Annotated in this window: 13 protein-coding genes; 9 read left to right on the top strand and 4 right to left on the bottom strand. The window is 50.1% G+C overall.

What is annotated here, in order from left to right; all coding sequences use genetic code 11:
• Genes ACXAH4_RS19355 through hemB form a run of 3 tightly spaced genes read left to right on the top strand, consistent with a single transcriptional unit; the run spans position 1 to position 3682 of the window.
• Positions 1-780 (top strand): TatD family hydrolase, encoded by a 780-nt coding sequence (locus tag ACXAH4_RS19355; protein ID WP_474883049.1) that lies wholly within the window; start codon positions 1-3, stop codon positions 778-780.
• 8 nt (positions 781-788) lie between these two features.
• On the top strand, positions 789-2687 hold the full coding sequence (locus ACXAH4_RS19350) for a diguanylate cyclase (RefSeq protein ID WP_474883047.1): 1899 nt from the start codon (positions 789-791) through the stop codon (positions 2685-2687).
• A complete protein-coding gene (hemB, locus tag ACXAH4_RS19345) occupies positions 2684-3682 on the top strand; it encodes a porphobilinogen synthase (RefSeq protein WP_349589684.1) in 999 nt (332 codons plus the stop codon). The genes ACXAH4_RS19350 and hemB overlap by 4 nt, the downstream gene beginning before the upstream one ends.
• A gap of 78 nt (positions 3683-3760) precedes the next feature.
• Here hemB and ACXAH4_RS19340 read toward each other — a convergent pair whose 3' ends face one another.
• Positions 3761-5272, bottom strand: a complete 1512-nt coding sequence (locus tag ACXAH4_RS19340) for a Ppx/GppA phosphatase family protein (protein WP_474841379.1) — start codon at positions 5270-5272, stop codon at positions 3761-3763.
• Positions 5273-5277: 5 nt separating this feature from the next.
• Positions 5278-6561, bottom strand: a complete 1284-nt coding sequence (gene rhlB, locus ACXAH4_RS19335) for an ATP-dependent RNA helicase RhlB (protein ID WP_119502692.1) — start codon at positions 6559-6561, stop codon at positions 5278-5280.
• Positions 6562-6661: 100 nt separating this feature from the next.
• Between rhlB and trxA the strand changes: the two genes are divergently transcribed.
• The 4 genes from trxA to ACXAH4_RS19315 all read left to right on the top strand — a co-directional run bounded on the left by trxA (position 6662) and on the right by ACXAH4_RS19315 (position 12978).
• Positions 6662-6988 carry a thioredoxin TrxA gene (gene trxA, locus ACXAH4_RS19330; protein WP_119502691.1) on the top strand — a complete coding sequence of 109 codons (327 nt, stop codon included), beginning with the start codon at positions 6662-6664 and terminating at the stop codon, positions 6986-6988.
• Between the two features lie 422 nt (positions 6989-7410).
• The gene (rho, locus tag ACXAH4_RS19325; RefSeq protein ID WP_119502690.1) at positions 7411-8676 is read left to right on the top strand and encodes a transcription termination factor Rho; all 1266 of its coding nucleotides are present in this window, start codon (positions 7411-7413) and stop codon (positions 8674-8676) included.
• 166 nt (positions 8677-8842) lie between these two features.
• On the top strand, positions 8843-10138 hold the full coding sequence (locus ACXAH4_RS19320) for an amidohydrolase (RefSeq protein WP_474848157.1): 1296 nt from the start codon (positions 8843-8845) through the stop codon (positions 10136-10138).
• Between the two features lie 38 nt (positions 10139-10176).
• Positions 10177-12978 (top strand): ATP-binding protein, encoded by a 2802-nt coding sequence (locus tag ACXAH4_RS19315; RefSeq protein WP_474883045.1) that lies wholly within the window; start codon positions 10177-10179, stop codon positions 12976-12978.
• Here ACXAH4_RS19315 and nhaA read toward each other — a convergent pair.
• Together nhaA and ACXAH4_RS19305 are read right to left on the bottom strand one after the other, a co-directional pair.
• Entirely contained in the window at positions 12957-14195 is a 1239-nt protein-coding gene (gene nhaA / locus ACXAH4_RS19310; RefSeq protein ID WP_474883043.1) for a Na+/H+ antiporter NhaA, read from the bottom strand. The two genes, ACXAH4_RS19315 and nhaA, sit on opposite strands and share 22 nt — an antisense overlap.
• 4 nt (positions 14196-14199) lie before the next feature.
• Positions 14200-15078 carry a LysR family transcriptional regulator gene (locus ACXAH4_RS19305; RefSeq protein ID WP_474883041.1) on the bottom strand — a complete coding sequence of 293 codons (879 nt, stop codon included), beginning with the start codon at positions 15076-15078 and terminating at the stop codon, positions 14200-14202.
• Positions 15079-15287: 209 nt separating this feature from the next.
• Here ACXAH4_RS19305 and purE point away from each other — a divergent pair, with 209 nt between their 5' ends.
• Positions 15288-15779 (top strand): 5-(carboxyamino)imidazole ribonucleotide mutase, encoded by a 492-nt coding sequence (gene purE / locus ACXAH4_RS19300; protein ID WP_119502685.1) that lies wholly within the window; start codon positions 15288-15290, stop codon positions 15777-15779.
• Positions 15776-16921, top strand: a complete 1146-nt coding sequence (locus ACXAH4_RS19295) for a 5-(carboxyamino)imidazole ribonucleotide synthase (protein WP_474841368.1) — start codon at positions 15776-15778, stop codon at positions 16919-16921. The genes purE and ACXAH4_RS19295 overlap by 4 nt, the downstream gene beginning before the upstream one ends.
• Positions 16922-16952 lie beyond the last annotated feature (31 nt).

Here is a 16952-nt window from a genome sequence, read left to right as displayed (position 1 = left end):
TTGAAATGGTTCGATGCCGGCGTCAACCTCCTTGACCGCCGGTTTAATCCCGACGACATTATCGCCCGCGCTGTGGAAGCGGGGGTAGATAAACTTTGTATCATCACTACTGAGCCCGCTGAGTGGGATGATGCAAAAGGGCTTTATCAACGTTACCCTGAACACCTTTGTTATACTGTAGGTTGTCACCCGCATAACGCTAAGGTTATGACAGAGGGTGACTTTACCGGTCTGGAGCAGCGCCTTGATTGTCCGGGGGTTGTTGCTGTCGGTGAGTGCGGACTCGACTTTAACCGCGACTTTTCCCCCCGTGATGTTCAGGCATCGGTCTTTCGCCGGCAACTGGCGATTGCCGTTAAACATAATAAGCCTGTCTATCTTCATGAGCGTGATGCTTTTGCACTGCAATTAGATTGTCTGGACAGTGTTGAAGGGCAACTGGCCGGTGGCATCGCCCATTGCTTTACCGGAAACCTTGACGCCATGCAGGCTTATCTCGACCGGGGTCTGCATATCGGTATCACCGGCTGGGTCTGTGATGAAAAACGTGGCGGAGATTTAAGACAAGCGGTGAAGCAGTTACCCCTTAACCGGTTAATTCTCGAAACCGACGCGCCTTATTTATTTCCGAAAAATCATCGTCCGAAGTCAAAAAATAATGAACCTGCTTTTATCTCATCAATTGGTAGGTATTTGGCTGATTTGACAGAAATAAGTTATGAAGAGTTGGCACAAAACAGTTATGCTAATACTTGCAGGGTATTCAAAGTTGCAAGGTAGAATAATAAATGCAATTGAACACGGGGATGGTCCGCCGGTACGATGAGTGGCTGATCGCAATAACGCTGGCCGTTGTTGCCTTGTTTCTTTATGTTGTGCAACCCTACATCCGCGCCGACGATCAACAGCAGCGCATTTCTGAAATTCGTTATACTTCCTCAGCAGCATCTGCTTTTTCCATTCAAAGTTATTCTGAAATAGCCGCCGTAGACTGGACGCCTGTGAGTAACCCGGTAAATCTGGGCATGCAGGACGGCGTACACTGGTTTAATTTCTCTGTCAGACGTGGTGCGCTTTTATCTGAAGAAGCGTTACTCGAAGTGGCTTATCCGCTGCTGGACAACATAGAAGTCTCTTTTTTTACGCCTGAACAGCACGGCCCTGTAGCCACTCTTTATGGCGGCGATGCGTTGTCGTTTACAGAGTGGGATATACGTCACCCCTCCATGTTATTTACCATTCCGGCGGGCTACGCTCAGCTGGATGTGGTGCTGAAAGTGAAAACTTCAGGGGCAGTAAGATTGCCTGTGCGTGTGTGGAATAAAACAGAATTCATCGAATATACATCCAGCCTGAGTCATCTGATGGGGGCATTCTTTGGTTTCCTGCTGGCCATCGGGGTAAGCAACTTTTTCTTCTTTCTGACTACCCGCAGTGCCACATTTTTACTTTATACGGCTTACGTCATTTCGCTGTCGCTGACGCTGGCGACTCTGAACGGTCAGGCCTTTGCGTATTTGTGGCCGCAGTGGGGCTGGTTTGAACAACGGGCCGTCGCTATTTGTGCCAATGCTGCCATTATGTTTGCCATGCTGTTTTCCCGCTCCTTACTGGAAGTCTCTTCCCATAGCCGGAAAATTGATAAAGCACTGAAAGCGGTGGCAGCCCTGTTCGGGTTAAATATCATTGTCAGTCTGTTTCTGCCCTATGCATGGCTTATCAAAGTGTTTCTGGTAATGCTGGGGCTGGTGGTTATTTTTACCCTGGCCATCGGTATCTGGCTTGCCATGCGGGGGCACACCATTGCCAGGTACTATTCTTTTGCCTGGAGTATTTTGCTGGTCAGCGGTTTATCTGCCAGCCTGGATAATCTCGGGGTATTCAGCACCAGTATACCGTCCAATTATCTGCTCATGCTCGGGGCGTCAGTAGAAACGTTACTGTTGACGTTTATTATCGCCATTGGATACAGCCAGCAAAAAGAAACCGCCTTTGAATCGTCCCGTAAAGCCCTTGAGCAGGAAAAACTATCTGCACAGGCGCGGGAGGATTTGGTGGAAATTCAACGCCAGTATGCCGATGAAATGGAATACAAGGTGCAGGAACGTACCCTGGAACTGGAAATTGCACTGCGAGAATTATCACAGGCCAACGAAGAACTGGAGCGCCTTAACAGCATCGACTCACTGACAGGGATCCGTAACCGCAGGCACTTTGATAAACGCTTACTGGCAGAGAGCCGGCGCAGTCGTCGTGAACAAACTGAGCTTAGCCTCGCAATGATTGACATCGACCACTTCAAGTCGGTTAATGACGAGTACGGACATGCAGCGGGTGATGCCTGTATTTGTCACGTTGCCCGTTTACTGCAATCACAGTTACGCCGTTCGTCAGACGATGTATGCCGCTATGGCGGTGAAGAGTTTGGCATTATTTTGCCTAACACCGACATTGAGGGTGCCCGACAAGTCGTGGAATCCATGCGCAGAATGATTGAGCAGACGCCGGTTGAAATTGACGGGCAGGTTATTCAGCTGACGATGAGCGCCGGTGTTGCATGTGCCGTTATTCAGCGTGAAGCACACGAACTCGATTTACTGAAGTACGCAGACAGCCTGTTGTACCGCGCTAAGCAAAACGGGCGGAATCAGGTTGTCGCGGAAATCTTTTCTGGAGAATCATCATGACATTTTCACCTTTCCCGGCAAAAAGAATGCGCCGCCTCAGAAGTCAGGACGCATTGCGGGATATGGTCGCAGAGCACGTGCTCACGGTAAAAGATCTGATTTACCCTGTATTTGTTCTGCCGGGCAAAAACCAGCGGGAAGCTGTGCCTTCCATGCCGGGCGTTGAACGTTTATCTGTGGATTTACTGGTGGAAGAAGCCGGTAAGTGGGTCGACCTTGGGATCCCCGCTCTGGCGCCTTTTCCGGTTACGCCTATGGAGCTGAAAACTGATTGTGCGAAAGAAGCGTGGAATCCGCAGGGACTGGCACAGCAGGCACTGCGTGCGTTAAAAGACGCTTATCCGCAACTGATGCTGATGTCTGATGTGGCACTGGATCCGTTTACTTCCCACGGACAGGACGGCATCATCGACAAAGACGGTTATGTGGTAAATGATATTACCGTGGATGCGCTGATAAAGCAGGCCTTGTCTCATGCTGAAGCCGGCGCTGACATTGTGGCTCCGTCGGACATGATGGATGGCAGAATTGGTGCCATCCGCAATGCCCTTGAAGCTGACGGCCATCACAATACCTGTATCATGGCTTATGCTGCCAAGTATGCGTCAGCCTATTATGGCCCTTTCAGGGACGCTGTGGGCTCTGCTGCGAACATCAAAGGCGGGAACAAGAAAACCTATCAGATGGACCCTGCAAACAGCGATGAAGCCATTCACGAAATTGCCATGGATCTGCAGGAAGGCGCAGACATGGTCATGGTGAAACCCGGCATGCCGTATCTGGATATTGTCCGTCGTTGTAAAGAAGAGCTGAAGGTGCCGACTTTTGCCTATCAGGTAAGTGGCGAATACGCTATGCACAAAGCGGCGTTTGCTAATGGCTGGTTGAAGGAAGATGAAGTTATTCTGGAATCGTTGCTTGCATTTAAGCGGGCCGGTGCAGATGGCATTCTGACTTACTTTGCGCCGCAGGCTGCGCAGTTACTGAAGGGCTGAATGTCTATCAGCCCGCTGACAAACCTGAGACTGCCGGCCTGATACAGGGCCGGTTTCATTGCGCCCGGTAAATACCGGTTACAGGCAATGCAGCTTCCAACCCGCCCGGTGTTGTAACCAGGTTTCGTTGGCCAGCTCAGCGTTAATTAGCGGGTGGGCTGCCAGCCAGCCCTGCGGCAGGATCAGTGTCCAGTCATCACCGTCCACTTTCAGTTCTACCTCCGGAATGTGTTTGTTCTGACGACGCAGACACAACACAACGGCAATTCTTAACACCCGTAACAAGCCCTCCAGCATTGGCCTTACTTCTTCATGGTAATGAGAAAAAGTGTCTGACTTGATTGCGAGACGGTGACATTTTACCAGGTCCCGTATCGCCACACGCTGTAATTTGGTGTAACCGGGCAAATCGATATACGTCAGCAGGTAGGCACCATGCTCATGATGCTTTTTAAACTCAACATGCAGGCCGATTTCATGCAGGGTTGCTGCAGCCCCCAGCACGGCTTCAGTATCAAGGTGGCACAAACTGGTTTGCGCACATAACTGGTGACACAGGCGCAGTGCCAGTCCCCGTACTGACTCAGCATGGTGGCGGTCGATGTGAAACCGCTTCATAGTATGATTCAGGGTCTGGCTGCGGCGGTCATTTTCCTGCAGGTTGTCCAGCATGCCATAAATCAGTCCTTCCCGCAGTGCGCCGCCGGAAATATTCATATCACGGATTTTCAGGCGCTCGAACAGGGTGATCAGAATCGCCAGGCCACTGGGGAAAATCGGCTTGCGGGACTCTTCCAGTCCTTTGATGTTCAGGTTGTCGATATGACCACAGGCGATACATTCATCACGCAGTTTATACAGGTAATCAAGGCGGATAGCATCACTGATCCCCTGTGCGACCAGGATTTCTGTGATGGCTTGTGGTGTACCTGATGCGCCCAGACAGTTATGCCAGTCAAAGCACAGGAAGGTATCAGCCACGCTGTCCAGAAGGGCGTTGGCTTTCTGTTGTGCTTTATCGAAGTTGGCCCGGGTGATTTGGCCTTTAGGGAAGTGCCGTTCCATGAACGTGACGCATCCCATATCCAGACTGACCAGGTGGATAGGGTGCATATCATTGCCGATGATAATTTCGGTGCTCGCGCCGCCGATATCAATTACCAGGGAATTGCCCTGATTCGCGGAAGTATACGCAACCCCGAGATAAATCTGCCGCGCCTCTTCTTCACCGCTGATGACTTCCAGCTTGTGGCCCAGAATGGATTCTGCTTTGTGGATGAAATCCGCTGCATTTACTGCCAGACGCAGTGTTGCAGTCGCGACCACTTTTACATTGGAACGGGGGATGTCCTGCAGGCGTTCGGCGAATGTCTGTAAACACTGCCAGCCACGCTCCATGCTGACTTCATCCAGTTCCATATCGTCATTTAAACCGGCAGCCAGCCTGACTTTCTGTTTCACTTTACCGATGATTTGCACACTGCCGTTCACGACATGCACCACCACCATGTGGAAACTGTTGGAACCCAGGTCCACGGCGGCGTAGTACTCGCCGTGAACAACCGCATCATGTTGAAGTTCTGGCTGCATAGATTTTACTGGTTTGACGGTTTCTTATTGTTGCTGTTACGGCGACTGTTTCCACGACGGGACGAATTCCGGTTAGTCGGAGTACGCCGGCGACGGGGTTTCGGTGCAGTCACATCATCCAGTAATGCAGTTCTGTCAAATTCGGTAACAGGAATGGCATGCTGAATATATTCTTCAATCGCCGGCAGGTTCTGTGCGTACTTTTCACAGGCGAAGCTGATAGCGGCACCGCTGGCTCCGGCACGGCCCGTACGACCAATACGGTGAACGTAATCTTCCGCATCGTCCGGCAGGTCATAATTAAATACGTGGGTCACTTTATCAATGTGCAGACCACGGGCGGCAACGTCAGTGGCAACCAGGATATCAAGATTGTTCCTGGTGAAGTCTTCAAGGATCGACAGACGCTTTTTCTGCGGTACATCGCCGCTTAAAAGGCCTACGCGGTGACCATCAGCTGCCAGCCAGTCGTTAACCCGCTCACAACCGCTCTTGGTGTTTGCGAAAACAATGGCTTTATCCGGCCATTCTTCTTCCAGCAGAGTAAGCAGAAGAAGCATTTTATCTTCATCTGACGGGTAGAACAGTTCTTCAGACACCCGGGTGGCTGTTTTGCGTTCCGGTTCAACCTGCACGTGAGTAGGGTTGTTCATATGCTCATAGGCCAGTTCCTGTACGCGGTAGCTCAGCGTTGCTGAGAACAGCATGCTCAGGCGTTCAGTGGCAGCAGGCATTCTGCGGAACAGGAAACGGATATCTTTAATAAAGCCTAAATCGAACATGCGATCCGCTTCATCGAGTACGGCAGCCTGAATATTATCCAGCGAGAACACACCTTGTTTGTAGTAATCAAGAATGCGTCCTGTCGTACCGATAATAATATCTACCCCTTCTTCTAGCGATTCGCGTTGACTTTGGTATCCTTCGCCCCCATAAATGAGACCAAGTGACAGTCCGGTGTGCTCGCTGAGCGGCTTGGCATCATTATAAATTTGAACCGCAAGTTCACGGGTAGGTGCCATGATGATGGCGCGCGGTCCGGATTGACTACTGGCGTCATTTTGCGCTTTTTCCAACAGATGGTGGAAAGTTGCGACAAGAAATGCCATTGTCTTGCCCGTACCGGTTTGTGCCTGACCGGCGATATCCAGTCCCTCTAGCAGGGGCGGCAACGCAAGTGCCTGGATTGGAGTACAATGAGTGAAGTTTGCAGACTTCAATGCCTCAACAACTTTGGTATTGATGGGCAAGTCGGAAAAATGTGTTTCAGTTAAATGTGTTGTTTGCATAGCTTATAGCTTATCTGTGCTTGCATTAAAAAACGGTTTCTTATAACACTAATGGTAAAGCTGAGACAAATCAGCAGCAGACCAAATATTGGAGAAAAGAATGAGCGACAAAATTATCAAGTTAACTGACGACAAATTTGAAGCAGATGTTATCAATGCTGCTGGTCCTGTGCTGGTTGACTTCTGGGCCGAGTGGTGTGGCCCTTGTAAAATGATCGCACCAATTCTCGAAGAAGTTGCGACCGAGTTTGATGGCAAATTAACAGTTGGTAAGTTGAATGTCGATGAAAATAATGAAACGCCACCAAAATATGGCATTCGTGGCATCCCAACTTTACTGCTGTTCAAAAACGGTAATGTTGCTGCTACAAAAGTTGGCGCATTGTCAAAAACTCAACTGACAGAGTTCCTGAACGAAAACCTTTAATCGTTAACGGAACATCCGAATCAGAAAAACCTGCCGGTCTGCCGGCAGGTTTTTTATACTCTGTTCTTCTGCAATTTGATCCATCTCAACAACCGGTAATGGACATAACAGCATATTACCGCTATCACTTATATAAGCTGACAATGTAAACCTTCACATCAGTGAACGTGCGACAACTTTGTCTGTCAGATGCTGCTGTATGTGCCGGTTAGTGCAAAGTAAATATCGGGCATTAAAGTTTTTTTAACAATTGCGGCAAAAAAAGTGGACGCTCCTCAATTAAGGTGCTAACGTTTGGATATATGCTCAAACCGAGCAGCGTTCTGCTTAAGTCCGACCCGGACAAACATCTATTCCAACTATTTTTTTAATTTAGGGGCTAACGTCCCGTAAGCGAAGTCCAAGCACAAAGACCCACCAGTATGAATTTAACCGAACTGAAGAATAAACCAATTAGCGAGTTGGTTGCCCTGGCCGAACAGATGGGCCTGGAGAACATGGCTCGTGCCAGAAAACAAGACATCATCTTTTCAATCCTGAAAAATCACGCCAAAGGCGGTGAAGACATTTTCGGTGATGGTGTACTCGAAATTTTGCAGGACGGCTTTGGCTTCCTGCGCTCAGCAGATTCTTCTTATCTTGCCGGGCCCGACGATATCTATGTATCACCCAGCCAGATTCGACGTTTCAATCTTCGCACCGGTGATACGATTTCAGGAAAAATCAGACCACCCAAAGATAGTGAACGCTACTTTGCCCTCCTGAAAATCCGCGAAGTTAACTTCGACAAGCCAGAAAACTCCCGTAATAAAATCCTCTTCGAAAACTTAACTCCTCTGCATGCAGCCGACCGTTTGCGTATGGAACGGGGTAATGGTTCGTCTGAAGATATTACAGCCCGTGTTCTGGACCTGGCGTCGCCAATCGGCAGAGGTCAGCGTGGTCTCATCGTTGCACCGCCTAAAGCCGGTAAAACCCTGTTACTGCAAAACATCGCACAGTCTATTGCTGCAAACCACCCTGAGTGTGAGCTGATGGTTCTGCTGATTGACGAGCGTCCGGAAGAAGTGACCGAGATGCACCGTCTGGTTCGTGGTGAAGTGGTTGCATCAACCTTCGATGAACCGGCCAGCCGTCACGTACAGGTTGCGGAAATGGTTATCGAGAAAGCCAAACGCCTTGTTGAGCACAAAAAAGACGTGGTTATCCTGCTGGATTCCATTACCCGTCTGGCCCGTGCATACAACACCGTTATTCCTTCATCCGGTAAAGTTCTGACCGGTGGTGTGGATGCTAACGCTCTGCATAAACCTAAGCGTTTCTTCGGTGCGGCACGTAACGTTGAGGAAGGCGGCAGCCTGACCATCATCGCTACAGCGCTGATTGATACCGGTTCTAAGATGGATGAAGTTATCTACGAAGAGTTTAAAGGTACAGGTAACATGGAACTGCATCTGAACCGTAAGATTGCAGAGAAACGTGTATTCCCTGCTATCGACTTCAACCGCTCAGGTACCCGTCGTGAAGAGCTGCTGACCAGCCAGGACGAACTGCAGAAAATGTGGATCCTGCGTAAGATTGTTCACGAAATGTCTGAAGTCGACGCCATGGAATTCCTCATCAACAAGCTGTCGATGACAAAAACCAATGATGAGTTCTTTGATGCGATGAAGCGTCAGAAGAGCTAAATCCTCCCGGATACGAAAAACGGCGCCTGCATGGCGCCGTTTTTGATTCCGCATTGTTTGTTGTTTATCCCGCCTCAGCCGCATACCGGCGGGAGTGTTGTAAAACTGATTTTAAATTGGTGCAGATTCAGATAGGGTAAATATTCTTATAATAAGGAATATTAACATGCACACACGACTCCTCTCCGCCGCAGTCATGCTGGCGTTTTCTTCATTTTCACAAGCACAAACTGATGTGGCTGCGATGGCAGATAAAATCGAGCCTGAAGTGATCAAATGGCGCCACCATCTGCACGAAAATCCTGAGTTATCAAACCGCGAATTTGAAACGGCAAAATACGTTGCAAAGTACCTGAAATCTCTTGGACTGGAGGTTGAAACCGGTGTTGCCAAAACCGGTGTGGTGGCTGTGCTTGACAGTGGCAAGCCCGGACCCGTGGTTGCCCTGCGGGCAGATATGGACGGCCTGCCGGTGCCGGAAGAGAACGAGCTGCCATGGCGTTCAAAAGCCAAAGGTGAGTATAACGGTAAAGAAGTACCGGTAATGCACGCCTGCGGTCACGACACCCATATGGCCATGCTGATGGGCGCTGCAAAAATTCTGACAGAAATGAAAGATGAGCTGCGGGGTAAAGTGAAATTCATTTTTCAGCCCGCTGAAGAAGGTGCGCCTCCGGGTGAACTGGGTGGTGCTGAAGTGATGGTGAAAGAGGGCGTGTTGAAGAGTCCTGACGTGGACGTGATCTTCGGTCTGCATATCAGCTCGAATCTGGACATCGACAAAGTCAGCTACAAGCCGGGCGGTGCTATGGCAGCGGTTGACCCGTTCAAAATTGTGATCCACGGTAAGCAGGCCCACGGAGCGTACCCGTGGAAAAGTGTGGATCCCATCGTAACAGCGGCGCAAATGGTTATGTCACTGCAAACCATCGTGTCCCGTGAGATCAAGCTGATTGATGATGCTGCTGTAGTAACAGTGGGTGCCATTCATGGTGGTAACCGATCGAATATTATTCCCCGTGAAGTGGAACTGGTCGGTACTATCCGTACGTTAGACAAAGCTGCCCGTGAACATGTTTATGAAGCGATGGAGCGTAAGGTTAAAGGTATTGCTGACAGCATGGGCGCTGAAGCTGAACTGACCCTGCCACTGGACTACAGTTATCCCATCACTTATAACGATCCTGAACTGACGATGGAGATGTTGCCTACGCTGCAGCGTACTGCCGGTAAAGACGGCGCGGTACTGGCCAAAGCAGTAACCGGCGCAGAAGACTTCTCGTTCTATCAGGAACAGATCCCCGGTCTTTTCCTCTGGGTTGGCGGTAAGCCTCTTGATGTGCCGGAAGCGGAATCTCCTGCTCACCACACACCGGATTTCTACGTCGATGACAAGGGCATGAAGCTGGGTGTTAAATTGCTGACCAATTTAACACTGGATTACATGGCAAAGGCTGATTAAACTTTTCAGTTTCCCTTAATGCGTAGAGTTCATGCGGTATGCGCACATCAGAAACTGTAAAGTGGTTATTGCTGGTACTGTTCAGTGCCGGCCTTAACCTGATACCGCCGCCATTTATCAGTGGCGGCTTAACAGCATTCGGTTTGCCTGTTGCCGTGTTCATGGCTTTACGTATGCCTTCAGCGCTGTCCATTCCGGGCATCGCTCTGGCTATGGCACCGGTGTGGTTTATTCACGGTATTACACTGCCTGTTATTCTCTGCTCCGGACTGCCTCTTGTTTTAGTACTCTGCAGAAGGCGGCAATCGCCCTGCGAACCACTGAAATCCGGCATCGGGTTTTACAGTTCGCTGGCTGTACTGATCCTCGCTTTTCAGCAATGGAGTGAGCAAAACGGCTTTAATACCGCGGCATTTACCACCGTCTCAGTGACCTGGTTTTGCCTGTTATCTTCGGTGTTATCAGCGCACCTTGCCTACCTTTTTACCCGGTTGGCCTGGCACCCCGGTACATTTAAAAAAGACATTAATTTTAAATATCTGCTGGCATATTGCTTCAGTGCGTTATTCTTTCTGGCGGTGCTGTGCGTCAGCTATTCGTTTATCCATCAATATCAGCAGCGTCAGAAAAGTCAGATAGAGCTTTATATGGCTCAGCGGCTTCATGTGCTGTCCGGTCAGGTAAAAGATTTTCTCGACACCCATCAGCGGGCAATTAATTTCGCTGCCGGTACGCTCTCTGCCATGCCAGGTGCAACACAACCCGACGCAGTGCAAACCGATCGTTTACTGAGCGGGCTGGCTGAATCCAGTCCTGCCTTTCTTACCTTCCTGACGGCAGACGCGCAGGGTGAAATTACTCATGCATGGCCTGAAACGCTGCTGGAGAAAGCTGCTGATGCGGGCATGCTTGATGTGTCCGGCCGTGATTATTTCTCACAGGTCGTCGCCAGCGGGACACCGTATCTGTCAGATGCGTTTCGCGGACGGGGGTTCGGACAGGACCCGATTATCGCCATGTCGGCACCGGTAAGCGGAGCAGACGGTGAAGTAACCGGCATTCTGGAAGGGTCATTATCGCTGTCATCTTTCAGTCGTTTCGAGAGCAGTAACATTAATGGCTTTATGTTGCTGGTGGAAGACAGTGAAAGAAAGCTGGTGTATGGCTCAGAGGTGCTCAGTGCCCAGCCGTTAATGCCTTCGCCTCTGGGCAATTGCGGCACCGGATGCGATGCACTGACTAAGGTTAATAACGAAACCTGGTTTGTGAGAAGTGTGCAGATAGACGGCAGCGGCTGGCATGTTCGAATCCTTTACAGCTGGCAGCGCTTTTTGCAACTCACCAACTCATCGCTGATTACTGTGCTTGAACTGCTGGCGGTATTTGCCGTTACCGGTTTACTGGCCGGCTTCACCCTGGCTTCTGTTGTTAACCGCCCCCTTAAAAAACTTATCGGCCAGTTTGAAGCCTTTGATCCTAATAACCGGGACCGGGGAATCGTCCCTTCTGATAGTTTGCCGGTAACAGAATTGCGAAGTCTGGAGTCAGCGTTTGATTCCATGCAGCGGCGGCTGTTCGATGCCTTTGATGATTTAGAACACTCACGGGAATCTCAGCGCAAACTCAACCTTGAACTGGCAGAACTGAACCGGACACTGGCTTCACGGGTAGAGGAAAAGACCCTGCATCTGGAAGCTGCTTTGAAACAGGCGGAAGCTGCGAATGTGGCAAAATCTCAGTTTCTTGCCAACATGTCACATGAAATCCGTACACCAATGAACGGTATTATCGGCTCCTGCGATAATCTGCTGGAAGAAGACCTGCCGCGGGGCGCAGCAAGGCGCATTGGCATGGTTGCCCAGTCTGCCTCCAATTTGTTGATGATCCTCGACAGCATTCTCGACTGGTCGAAAATTGAGGCCGGCAAAATGGAAACCGAGTCGGTGAATTTTTCATTGCAAAAAGTGCTGGAAGCTTCATTTCATCTTCATCAGGATGCAGCCATTAATAATGGTGTGACTTCGTCAATGACCTACCTTACGCCACTTCCCGAAATGTTATATGGTGATATGGGGAAACTGAGTCAGGTGCTTAATAACCTGCTGAGCAACGCGGTGAAATTTACTACAGAAGGGGAGATCACCGTTCTGGCCGGCTTTGAAAACGGGCAACTGACACTCACCGTTAAGGATACCGGCACCGGCATCGCACCTGAAAAACTGGAACATATCTTCGAGCAGTTTGCCCAGGCAGATGCGTCTACAACCCGTCTTTATGGTGGCACGGGTCTTGGTTTACCCATCACCAGAAAGCTGGTTGAACTGATGGACGGAACCATTGAGGTTGCTTCAGAACCCGGTGAAGGCACAAGTTTTACCGTTACGCTCCCCTTTGACATCGCTGAAGCGGAGCCTGAGGCAGAGAGTGAGCCGGATGCGTTTATTCCAGATAATCTGAAAGTGCTGGTGGTGGAAGATAACGATATTAACGCCCACATCGTAGTGGACATGCTGAAAAACAAAGGGATCCGGTGCGTACGTGTGGCCAACGGTAAACAGGCCGTGGCAGCGGTGCGTCAGATGCAGTTTCACATTGTGTTGATGGATTGCCAGATGCCGGAAATGGACGGGTTCGAAGCAACCCGGGCTATCCGCGGGCTTGAGTCAGAGAAAGCGGGCATTCCCGTGATTGCACTGACAGCCAATGCCTTCGTGGATGATCAACAGGCTTGTCTGGCTGCCGGTATGAATGCTTATCTGAGTAAGCCGGTTAAGCGCCGGCAATTACTCAGCATGCTGGCGCAAACATGGAAGACGCACTATGGCTCAACCGGAGGCTGAACATCTTTGGCTGATTTCTGATTCGGGTTACCAATAAACCGCAGTGCCAGGTAGCCAAGCAGGCCGGATACCAGTGAACCCGCCAGAATGCCCAGACGTTCATCAAAGGCTTTTTCCGAGCCGCCGAATGCCAGCGAACCGATAAACAGACTCATGGTAAAGCCGACGCCACATAATAGGGCGCAGCCGTAAATATGTCTGAATGACAAATCTTCCGGCAGATTGGCAAACTTCATTTTCACCGACAGCCATGAAAATAAGAACACGCCAAGCTGCTTTCCTATAACCAGACCAAAAAATACCCCCAGCGTTACCGGATGCGTCAGTGCGTCGGCTTCCATCTCGCTAAAGTTGATTCCGGCGTTCGCAAAGGCGAAAAGGGGCAGGATGACAAAACTGACACTGCTGTTCAGGCTGTGCTCCAGATGAATGACCGGTGAATATTCCGGGTCTTTTTTATCGCGCATCGGGATAAATGCAGCCAGAACAACACCCGCCAGGGTGGCATGCACGCCGGATTTAAGCATGGCAGCCCACAGCACCAGTCCAATTAATACATAAGGGGGAATGTCGGTAACGTTGCGGCGGTTCATCCAGAAGAGTACGGGTAAACATACAGCCGCTACAATTAATGCTGATAAAGAAATATTGTCCGTGTAGAAAAGGGCGATGATGACAATGGCACCGATGTCATCAATGATGGCCAGCGTGACCAGGAATATTTTTAAACTGGCGGGTACTCTGCTGCCAAGCAACGCCATGATTCCCAGCGCAAAGGCGATGTCTGTGGCAGCCGGAATGGCCCACCCTTCCATGGCATTTTCAGCACCAAAGGTCAGCGCAAGGTATATGGCCACCGGTATAACCATGCCGCCTACAGCACCGGCAGCCGGCAGTACTATATTTTTAGGATCAGACAGACCGCCTTCACATACGGCCCGCTTCAGCTCCAGCCCGACATGGAAAAAGAATACTGCCATCAGACCATCGTTAATCCACAGCAGCAGGGCTTTGTCGATTTCGAAGCTGCCGGCGGCCACCGTCACCTTCATATCAAGAAAATCTTTGTACACGCCGTTTAACGGCGTGTTGGCAATGATCAGCGCGAGAAGGGTTGCTCCCATCAGGATGATGCCTGCTGACGCGTCCCTTTTCAGAAATGACTGTACATCAGAAACAATTTCTTCAAGGACATTCTCTACGCCCGTTTTTGCCATGTGATTACTCCACGTTTAATAAAGCCTTCTGAAATGCCTGAGCTGCCAGGCTTATCTGACGGTGTTTTACGGTCACTGCCTGCCAGTGGTTTACTAGCGGGAAATCATTGATTTTGAGGATCCTCACACTGTCCGGCGGCGTGTGCGCCAGAGTGTGTTCGGACAGAATCGCCAGACCCAGCCCCGAAGTGACCGCAAGACGAATCGCTTCGTTACTTTCAATAATCATGGAATTCCTGAACACCAACCCTTTGCTGTCAGTGTAATCCTGAATCGCGCGACGCGTACCGCTGCCGTATTCCCGTAGTAAGAATTTATGATTAATGAGGTCTTTTAGATCACAGTTATCCGGGCCGTCATAATCAGGCGGCGCGATAACAACCAGCTTGTTTTGTAAAAATGGCGTACAGATCAGATTGTCGTCCTGGGGCGGCTGACTGAAAATGTACACGTCATCCCGGTTGTGGCGCATGCGCTCGATAATATCCGCGCGGTTGCCCACCGTGAAACGCACTTCAATATTAGGGTGTTGCCGGCAGAACGGGCTTAAAATGGGCGGAACCACATATTTAGCTGTCGTTACGACTGCCAGCTTCAGGGTACCGATTTCCACCCCTTTTAACGCATGGATTTGGCTTTCCAGTCTGGACTGAGAGCCCAGCACTTCCTGTGCACACTGATAAACGGCTTCTCCGGCTTCTGTCATTTTCAACTGGCCGTATGTCTGTTCGAATAACGGCATGCCTACAATACCGGACAACTTTTTGAGTTGTAACGAAACGGTGGGCTGAGAAAGAGAAAGCGCCGAGGATGCCGCAGTGATAGAACCGTGATCGACAATGCTCTGGAAGACCTCCAGAAGACGAAATGTCAAAGATTGCATAAAGACTCCCTGGTTCATGCAAATATAAATAATTCACTATTGATAGTAATAAAATATAACGAAGGATCTATTTATTACAGTCTTATCATCGCAGGTAATGTGGGTATTATCAGATTTTATGCTAAAATCGCGTGCTTTCTGATCCGCCTGATTAATTTCACATCAAACAGCGGGTCTTACCAATGTCTCAAACCATGGGGAGTCACACGATGGCTAAAGTTGCTATTGTCATGGGGTCTACGTCTGATTGGCCGACAATGCAAAACGCGGCGAAGATGCTTAAATCGTTCGGAGTGGAATTTGAAGCAAAGGTGGTCTCTGCCCACCGTACACCTAATCTGCTGGTGGAATTTGCCGAAACTGCACATGACGAAGGTTTCAGCTGTATTATTGCCGGCGCCGGCGGAGCCGCGCATTTGCCCGGCATGATTGCTGCCCATACCCATCTGCCTGTTTTTGGCTGCCCCGTGAAATCAAAAGCGCTGAACGGTATTGATTCTTTGCTTTCCATCGTACAAATGCCTAAAGGTGTGGCTGTAGGCACACTGGCCATTGGTGATGCCGGTGCCGCTAACGCCGGTTTGCTTGCTGCTCAGGTTGTGGCGTTGCAGGACGAAGCGGTACGGGACGCTGTCATTGCATTCAGAAAAACACAAACAGATACAGTACTGAGCAACGGTAATCTGGAGCTTGATGAATGAGAGTATTGGTGTACGGCGCAGGTCAACTTGCGCAAATGATGTATCTTGCGGGCTGTCCGCTGGGTATTGAAGTGCAGGCTGTTGAAGTCAGTAATGACACGGTTGTACACCCTGTCAGCAAGCGTCCGCTGGATATCAGTCTGGCGCAGGCCATAGAGTCTTCAGATGCCCTGACAGTTGAATTTGAGCACGTGCCGGAAAGGCTGCTCGAACAGGCCAGCAAAACAGAAAAACTCTATCCGTCCATGAATGCCATCCTGGTCGGTGCAGATCGTGTCAGAGAAAAGCGTCTCCTTGATGCGCTCAATGTACCCAATGCAGCCCATCAGGTAGTCACGTATATCGACGAGCTGGAAGATTGCGTATCGGCACTGGGCGATAAGCTGATCATCAAAGCCAGCCGTGACGGTTACGACGGTTATGGCCAGTGGCGTTTAATGAGCGAAGAGCAACTTCCCGAAATCAAACAGGCGCTGAGCAATCTTGATCTTAAAAAAGTGCCACTGGTGGTTGAAGCCATGGTGAACTTTGATCGCGAATTGTCGCTGGTTGGCGTGCGGGATAAAGACGGTGACATCAAGGTGTACCCGCTAGCTGAGAACCTGCACCACCAGGGGCAGCTGCATGTGTCTGTGGCACCGGCTCCGTTCGTTTCTGAAGCGTTGCAGAAAAAAGCTGAAGAAATTTTCCGCGTGCTGGCTGAAGGCATGAACTATGTGGGCGTGCTGGCGGTGGAAATGTTCCAGTGCAAAGATGAATTGCTGGTCAATGAGCTGGCGCCGCGGGTACATAACTCCGGCCACTGGTCGATGAGCGGCAGCGACACCAGTCAGTTTGAAAATCATCTGCGCGCAGTCACCGGTTTACCGTTAGGGGATACAGAAGCCCGCGGGCCCAGCGCCATGGTTAACATTATTGGTTGCAGCAGCTTTTCCCGTGATCTGTTGAAGATAGCCGGCTGTCATTTGCACTGGTACGGTAAAACCGTCCGTGAAAAGCGCAAAATGGGCCATATTAACGTGACGGCAGCATCCTATGCTGAACTGGGAAGTAAGCTTGAAGAGCTTGGCCAGTATGTGCCGTCTGAGTATTTTCCTAAACTGGGAAAAGAAGCGCGTAAACTTAAGCAGATAGAGTCTTGACAGAAATAATTCTGTCGCTAGAATACGCATC

It is taken from the genome of Alteromonas sp. ABV2_168, assembly GCF_056161165.1.
Note: the sequence above shows the minus strand (reverse complement) of the source record. Positions and strands in the feature narration are given on the sequence as shown.

Coding starts and splice junctions, on each gene's coding strand:
- hemB (WP_349589684.1), top strand. CDS start 2,684: ATGACATTTTCACCTTTCCCGGCAAAAAGAATGCGCCGCCTCAGAAGT.
- purE (WP_119502685.1), top strand. CDS start 15,288: ATGGCTAAAGTTGCTATTGTCATGGGGTCTACGTCTGATTGGCCGACA.
- ACXAH4_RS19315 (WP_474883045.1), top strand. CDS start 10,177: ATGCGCACATCAGAAACTGTAAAGTGGTTATTGCTGGTACTGTTCAGT.
- ACXAH4_RS19295 (WP_474841368.1), top strand. CDS start 15,776: ATGAGAGTATTGGTGTACGGCGCAGGTCAACTTGCGCAAATGATGTAT.
- rho (WP_119502690.1), top strand. CDS start 7,411: ATGAATTTAACCGAACTGAAGAATAAACCAATTAGCGAGTTGGTTGCC.
- nhaA (WP_474883043.1), bottom strand. CDS start 14,195: ATGGCAAAAACGGGCGTAGAGAATGTCCTTGAAGAAATTGTTTCTGAT.
- ACXAH4_RS19350 (WP_474883047.1), top strand. CDS start 789: ATGCAATTGAACACGGGGATGGTCCGCCGGTACGATGAGTGGCTGATC.
- ACXAH4_RS19305 (WP_474883041.1), bottom strand. CDS start 15,078: ATGCAATCTTTGACATTTCGTCTTCTGGAGGTCTTCCAGAGCATTGTC.
- rhlB (WP_119502692.1), bottom strand. CDS start 6,561: ATGCAAACAACACATTTAACTGAAACACATTTTTCCGACTTGCCCATC.
- trxA (WP_119502691.1), top strand. CDS start 6,662: ATGAGCGACAAAATTATCAAGTTAACTGACGACAAATTTGAAGCAGAT.
- ACXAH4_RS19340 (WP_474841379.1), bottom strand. CDS start 5,272: ATGCAGCCAGAACTTCAACATGATGCGGTTGTTCACGGCGAGTACTAC.
- ACXAH4_RS19320 (WP_474848157.1), top strand. CDS start 8,843: ATGCACACACGACTCCTCTCCGCCGCAGTCATGCTGGCGTTTTCTTCA.